This is a genomic window from Bacillus solimangrovi, assembly GCF_001742425.1.
GTDB classification, from domain to species: Bacteria; Bacillota; Bacilli; order Bacillales; family Bacillaceae_N; genus Bacillus_AV; species Bacillus_AV solimangrovi.
Genome location: NZ_MJEH01000004.1, coordinates 98,582 through 104,661, shown reverse-complemented (window position 1 = coordinate 104,661; position 6,080 = coordinate 98,582). Strand labels below are relative to the sequence as shown.

Genomic DNA, 6,080 nt, shown 5'->3' with positions numbered 1-6,080 from the left:
TCATATTTTTGTCTTGACCAGTTATTACGCAACAATCACATTCATTTGCATCTTGTTCTTGTTTTAATTGTACAATGTCATAACCTTTTTCTTGAAGTGCTTGCTGTACGTCAGATAACGATTGCTCTACGCCGATCTTTGGCATATATTCCACCTCCTCACAGCTATTTTTCCCGAGGAGGTGTCGTTTATTCTAAAATTAACGGTTGCTTTTTTTCCGCAAATAAGTCGTAATGAGATTTATTGCAGTTGGAATTGCTTCTTCACTTGGGTTTAACTTTGCATGATGTAAGCCAAACTCTGAATTAACTCCGAGCCAGAACATAAATCCAGGAATTTCAGCAACCATATCCCCAAAGTCTTCTCCTGTCATCGCTTCACGACATTCAATCACGTTAATTTTTTCTGATTCATCAGCTAATGTCATAAATTCTTCTGTTAATTGCTCTTCATTATAAACTTGATAATAATTCGAACCGAAATCAATTTCCACTTTACATTGAAAACCTGTTTCAATTCCAGCGACAAGTGCTTTGATTCGTTCTTTAACTAGTACCATCGTATCTGCTGAAAGCGTACGAATTGTTCCTTCAATTCTTGCAGTCTCAGCGATAATATTTTGTACGGTCCCTGCTGTAATCTTGCCAACTGTAACAACAGCTGAATCAAGCGGATCGACATTACGAGATACAATCGTTTGTAGCTGTGTTACTAAGTGACTCGCTGTTATGACCATATCATTCGTATGATGAGGATATGCCGCGTGGCCACCTTTTCCTTTTAAATCGATGAATAGCTCAGACGTATTTGCAAACAACAATCCTGGTCTAGTCGCAATTGTTCCAACAGGATATTCAGGGGCAATATGAAGGGCAAAAATGATATCAGGCTTCCACTTCTTCATTTGCTCACTTTGCAACATTGGAAGTGCACCACCTGGTCCCTCCTCAGCTGGCTGAAAAATAAATACCATATCATCAATAATTGGCTCTTCTACCACAGCTGTTAATACACCGAGTGCAATGCTCATATGAAAATCATGTCCACAAGCATGCATCCTCCCAGTATGTGTAGAAGCAAAGCTTAAGCCTGTTTCCTCAGTTATCGGCAAACCATCAATATCAGCTCGATAACCGATCGTTTGAGTAGAATTAGTACCTGCGACCTTTACGAATAAACCAGTTCTCCATGCTTTGATTTCGATACGTTCTGTAGGTAAGCTTTCTATATATGATAATAAAACTTGTTGAGTTTTAAATTCTTCAAATCCTAATTCTGGGATTTTATGTAATTCACGACGAATTTGAATAAAACGATCTGGATTCATTACGTTCTTCCCCTTCCTTTAGAAAACAAATTATAGAAAAAGGCGGGAATGACTCCCGCCTTTTTTGTATTAATCCTCTTTATTCAATTGACGAAGTTCTTGCATGATTTCTGTCTTACCACGAGTTTGGTCGTCAATTTCTTTCAGTACACGAGCTGGTGTACCTGCAACTAGAGTGTTTGCTGGTACGTCTTTCGTTACGATCGCCCCAGCAGCAACAACTGCGCCTTCACCGACTTTAACTCCTTCTAAAATAACTGCATTTGCACCAACAACTACATTATCTTCAATGATAACTGGACTTGCAGAAGGTGGCTCAATTACACCCGCAAGTACTGCTCCAGCTCCGATGTGACAATTCTTTCCTACTGTTGCACGTCCACCAAGAACGACATTCATATCGATCATCGTACCTTCTCCTACAACTGAACCGATGTTAATCATTGCACCCATCATGATAACTGCATTATCACCAATTTCAACTTGGTCACGAATAACTGCACCAGGTTCGATACGAGCATTGATACCTTTCATATCTAGAAGAGGAATTGCAGAATTACGACGATCGTTCTCAACTACAAAATCTTCTACTTTCCCTTTGTTTTCATCTAGTGCTTTCTTAATATCTTTCCACTCACCGAAAAGCACACCTGTATTTCCAGTAATGAACGTTTGCGTGTCAGCACCGAATTCAATGCCTTCTAGTTCACCTTTAATATGTACTTTCACTGGTGTTGATTTCGTACTGTTTTGAATAAAAGAGATAATTTCATTTGCATCCATTTGTTTCATTATGTATCCTCCTAGTAACTATATCTATTAAAAGATGTCGGTGATACAATCACCTAAACTTCTATCCTTTACTGTATCAAAAAGTGATAGGTACTGACAACTACGAATCATTCGTTTGCTGAAATTGCTCGTTGAATGAATTCAATGAAAGCCTTCACTTGTTTTAATTCAAACACTGCATCATAACCGAGTAACCACGTATCACGTTGCATCTGCTGTTCATCTTCACCATAAATTGGAATCCGATAAACTTGGTCATCATGTTCAGTTAACGTTACCTCTGGTAAAATCGCATAACCTATTCCATTAAGCACCATTTGTTTACACGTTTCAATTTGATCAACGACGATTGTTCGTTTTGGTGTCGTTTGAATTTGCCGATGCCACCAATCTTGAATTTCTTGATAATAAGTTGAGTCACTTCGAAACAGTATGTATGGTTTTGATGTTTCCTTCACTTGCTCTAAATTCTGAATTTCAGTATCCACTAAATAAAGCTTATCTGATAGAAGATGTACTTTCTTTCCTTTCCATTCAGGACGTCCACGAATGATACCAAGATGGACATGGTCTTCATACATGTGACGTAACATTTCACTACTCCAACCAGTAACGAGTGATATTTTTACATGTGGATATAATTTTACAAAGTCTTTTAATACTGCTGGCAACCAATATTGGCCAACTATCGAAGCAACAGCTAATTTCAATGTGCCATGTACCTCAGAATGAAGTGATGTAATTTGCTCTTTCACCTGCTCTTCACGCCCAACAATTTCCTTTGCAAATTGTATAATTTGCTCCCCTTCAGGCGTAACCGTTAAACCACGTTGAGAACGCAAAAAAATCTTCGTACCCCAAGATTTCTCAATTGATTGGAGCCGCTGACTCAATGCAGGTTGAGACACATATAACCTTTCTGCTGCTTTACGCATATTCATTTCTTCAGACAAGATTACTAAAATACGAAATTCAGAAGAAACCATTAATTTTTTCCCACCCAATTCTATCTGCTTATCATAATCTATATGATAGCGCTTTTCCTTATATAGTGAAATTACCACTAGTGAAATGCACACCTTATTCCCTCTAGTGGTTTATTGACACGTCATAAGTTTGTGTTATCGTACCATAGATTAGATGGTAAGAAAAGCTATGTCAGTCATCAAAAAATTCTATCTTCCTGTTTCGCCACCTTGCTTATCTGAAATCGGCATAAAAATAACGAGAAAGAAGCTAATACAGGCAAATAGAAAAACACCCCAATAAACCGTGTGTAACGATATCGTCAATCCTTCCTGTAATACACTCTTCATTTGTTCACTCATCTGTGCACGTTGTTTCGCATCAAGAAGTACATTCGTATCGTTAATGCTTAATTCGCTACCTAAGCCACTATTTTGAATATACGCATGTAGACGAGAATTTAATATACCTCCAAGCAATGCTGCACCGAGTGCACTTCCTAAATTACGCATAAACATGTTTGATGCTGTTGCAATACCGCGTAACTTCCAACTCACTGTACTTTGAATTGAAACGATAAATGAAGTATTCATTAAACCCATACCTATCCCAATGAAAAAGGAACCACATGCAGCCCAAATAGGTCCTCTTTCTAACGATAATGTAACAAAGAATATTGCACCAATGATTAATGCAATACCACCAAATAATGAAGTTTTACGATATCCAATTTTCAATAACAACCTTCCAGCAATTGTAGCAGCGATCGGCCATCCGATAGACATCGTTGTTAATGTAAAGCCTGCAACAGTCGCGCTTCGTTCCATTACCCCTTGAACAAATGCTGGTAGAAAGCTTGATACACCAATCAACATGGCTCCAGTAGTAAGTGCTCCAAGGTTGGAAATCGTAATCGAACGCTCCTTCCAAAGCTCAAACGGCATCATTGGTTCTGTTGCCTTTCTCTCTTGCCTTATAAATAAAAACATCCCAATTGAGAAGATACCAATCAATGTAAACATTCGTGATGACGACCATGGAATGTGAATACCACCCTCAACAAGAATAAACATTAGTGCACTTAATGAAATGACAAGCCATACGGAGCCTAAATAATCAATCTCTCTCTTCCTGTTGTCTACCTCTTCATGTAGATATAGTCCTACAACGATAATAGCTAATACGCCAAGAGGAATGTTCATCCAAAAAACATAATGCCATGAAAGTACCTCAACGAAAAATCCACCGAGTGCTGGACCTAATACAGCAGAAATTCCCCAAACACTCGAAAGATAACCTTGAATTTGAGCACGCTCTTCCTTTGTATACATATCTCCAACGATCGTTGAAGCAATTGGCATAACTGCGCCTGCTCCTAACCCTTGTAAGAATCGAAAAGCAATTAACGTTTCCATTGATGTAGCAAAACCACACAATGTAGACCCAATTAAAAAGATAACGACCCCAATAATAAAAATCGGTCTTCGACCATATAAGTCCGACAACTTTCCATAAATTAACGTTGTAGCCATGTTCATAAGCAAATAAGCAGAGAACACCCAACTATATGAAGAAAATCCCCCTAGATCAGATACAATACTAGGCATAGCCGTAGAGACAATTGTAGCTTCAATTGCCGACATGAACATAGCGATCATAATTGCCGCTAGAACAATGGGGCGCCTTGTACTCTTAGACACCATTATTTTCACCTCTGTTTTTTTGTAATTCTTTATTCTTCGAGTAAACTAATTCTCCTTTCATATTGAATATTAGTTTAACCTATCGGACATTTATTGACGCTACCCATTTCATTCACTACTTATACCTCGGTGTCAGTACATGAATGTTCAATAAAGTTAGTTAAACGAAAACGTGCTGTTGGCATAATAACCAACAGCACGAAGTAGCTATTCTTGATTTAAATGACGGATTACTAATTTTAATATTACCCGACGTGTAATGATTCCTTCAAATGCACCCTCTTCATCTACTACACAAATAAATGGGTGGTTAATCGACATCCCCAACACTTTAATGAATGTATGGTTAAGTGTGACTTGTGGAATATTCGTATCCATTACTTCTTCTACATTGTATTCAGCTAACTTCTCAGTTTCAATACGTTCCACACCTAAAAGAGAATCAAGAATAATATTTTTACTAATAAGTCCATGCAATTTAAACGCTGAGTCAAGCACTGGAACTGCAGTATATCCTGATTTCACAAGGACTAATAAAGCATGTTCAAGAGTATTTCCAACTTGAACATGAGCAACCTTATCAGCGGATATAAGTAGGTCTTCAAGATTTACATCAAAAAAAACGTCACGTTGAAGGCTGTACATCACCATTCTTCCCTTCTTCTTTAAGTAAGGTCAGATGTTTATATGTATAATACGTTCACCAGTAAAAGGTTTCTCTCCTAAACCGTTGAAGATTGAATTAAGTAGCTTCTGTACTTTTAGACCATCTTCATTCAATATAGACCAATATTTATTGTAACATAGTTGCAAAGCAAAAACGAATAATACAAATTACTGGTTAATCCCCTCAAAAAATAATACTCATAACCGAATAATTGATTAACTAGTTAAACAAAACTGCTCCAATTTTAAATATGTAGGAAAGTGCTTGTCATATTTGAGATAAATGACAAAACTCCTGCTTGTTAAAGCAGGAGTTTGCAGGTTGGTAAACTGTTGTTAAGTATTTTGCTTTATAAAATATGTTCAAAATGAATAAGTTCTGAAAAATTAATAATAACTACTTATACTCCTGCTTTAACAAGACGATCGTAAAGCGCATTTAGTTTTTTTATTTTTGCTTCATCTACAGACTTATTGCCTTTTTCAACATCTGAAATTTGAGAGCATACGACTTCAATAGCATAGGACTGTTCCAACAACACTTCAACCAAAAGTGATTCTTCTTCCTTCGATAATGATAGTGCTTCTACTTTATTCATATTTTATCCCTCCACAAAATAATTTTA

Annotated in this window: 7 protein-coding genes; all 7 read right to left on the bottom strand. The window is 37.2% G+C overall.

Translation table 11 applies throughout. The features are described from left to right. On the bottom strand, positions 1–145 hold a 145-nt coding region (locus tag BFG57_RS18225; protein ID WP_175428250.1), incomplete at its 3' end, for a YkuS family protein. Between the two features lie 54 nt (positions 146–199). After that, positions 200–1,327 carry an N-acetyldiaminopimelate deacetylase gene (locus tag BFG57_RS02135; RefSeq protein WP_069715813.1) on the bottom strand — a complete coding sequence of 376 codons (1,128 nt, stop codon included), beginning with the start codon at positions 1,325–1,327 and terminating at the stop codon, positions 200–202. A gap of 69 nt (positions 1,328–1,396) precedes the next feature. Then, positions 1,397–2,119, bottom strand: a complete 723-nt coding sequence (dapD, locus tag BFG57_RS02130; protein ID WP_069715812.1) for a 2,3,4,5-tetrahydropyridine-2,6-dicarboxylate N-acetyltransferase — start codon at positions 2,117–2,119, stop codon at positions 1,397–1,399. Positions 2,120–2,226: 107 nt separating this feature from the next. Further along, on the bottom strand, positions 2,227–3,105 hold the full coding sequence (locus BFG57_RS02125) for a transcriptional regulator CcpC (RefSeq protein WP_069715822.1): 879 nt from the start codon (positions 3,103–3,105) through the stop codon (positions 2,227–2,229). A 189-nt stretch (positions 3,106–3,294) separates the two neighbouring features. After that, entirely contained in the window at positions 3,295–4,788 is a 1,494-nt protein-coding gene (locus BFG57_RS02120; protein ID WP_069715811.1) for an MDR family MFS transporter, read from the bottom strand. A 207-nt stretch (positions 4,789–4,995) separates the two neighbouring features. Continuing rightward, positions 4,996–5,433 carry a cyclic-di-AMP-binding protein CbpB gene (gene cbpB, locus BFG57_RS02115; RefSeq protein ID WP_069715821.1) on the bottom strand — a complete coding sequence of 146 codons (438 nt, stop codon included), beginning with the start codon at positions 5,431–5,433 and terminating at the stop codon, positions 4,996–4,998. A gap of 422 nt (positions 5,434–5,855) precedes the next feature. Then, positions 5,856–6,053, bottom strand: coding sequence for an antirepressor AbbA (gene abbA, locus BFG57_RS02110; protein ID WP_069715810.1), 198 nt, complete (start codon positions 6,051–6,053; stop codon positions 5,856–5,858). Positions 6,054–6,080: the final 27 nt, after the last annotated feature.

Excerpts from the sequence above, each read along its gene's own strand:
- BFG57_RS02135 (WP_069715813.1), bottom strand. The coding sequence starts at position 1,327 with ATGAATCCAGATCGTTTTATTCAAATTCGTCGTGAATTACATAAAATC.
- dapD (WP_069715812.1), bottom strand. The coding sequence starts at position 2,119 with ATGAAACAAATGGATGCAAATGAAATTATCTCTTTTATTCAAAACAGT.
- BFG57_RS02125 (WP_069715822.1), bottom strand. The coding sequence starts at position 3,105 with ATGGTTTCTTCTGAATTTCGTATTTTAGTAATCTTGTCTGAAGAAATG.
- BFG57_RS02120 (WP_069715811.1), bottom strand. The coding sequence starts at position 4,788 with ATGGTGTCTAAGAGTACAAGGCGCCCCATTGTTCTAGCGGCAATTATG.
- cbpB (WP_069715821.1), bottom strand. The coding sequence starts at position 5,433 with ATGTACAGCCTTCAACGTGACGTTTTTTTTGATGTAAATCTTGAAGAC.
- abbA (WP_069715810.1), bottom strand. The coding sequence starts at position 6,053 with ATGAATAAAGTAGAAGCACTATCATTATCGAAGGAAGAAGAATCACTT.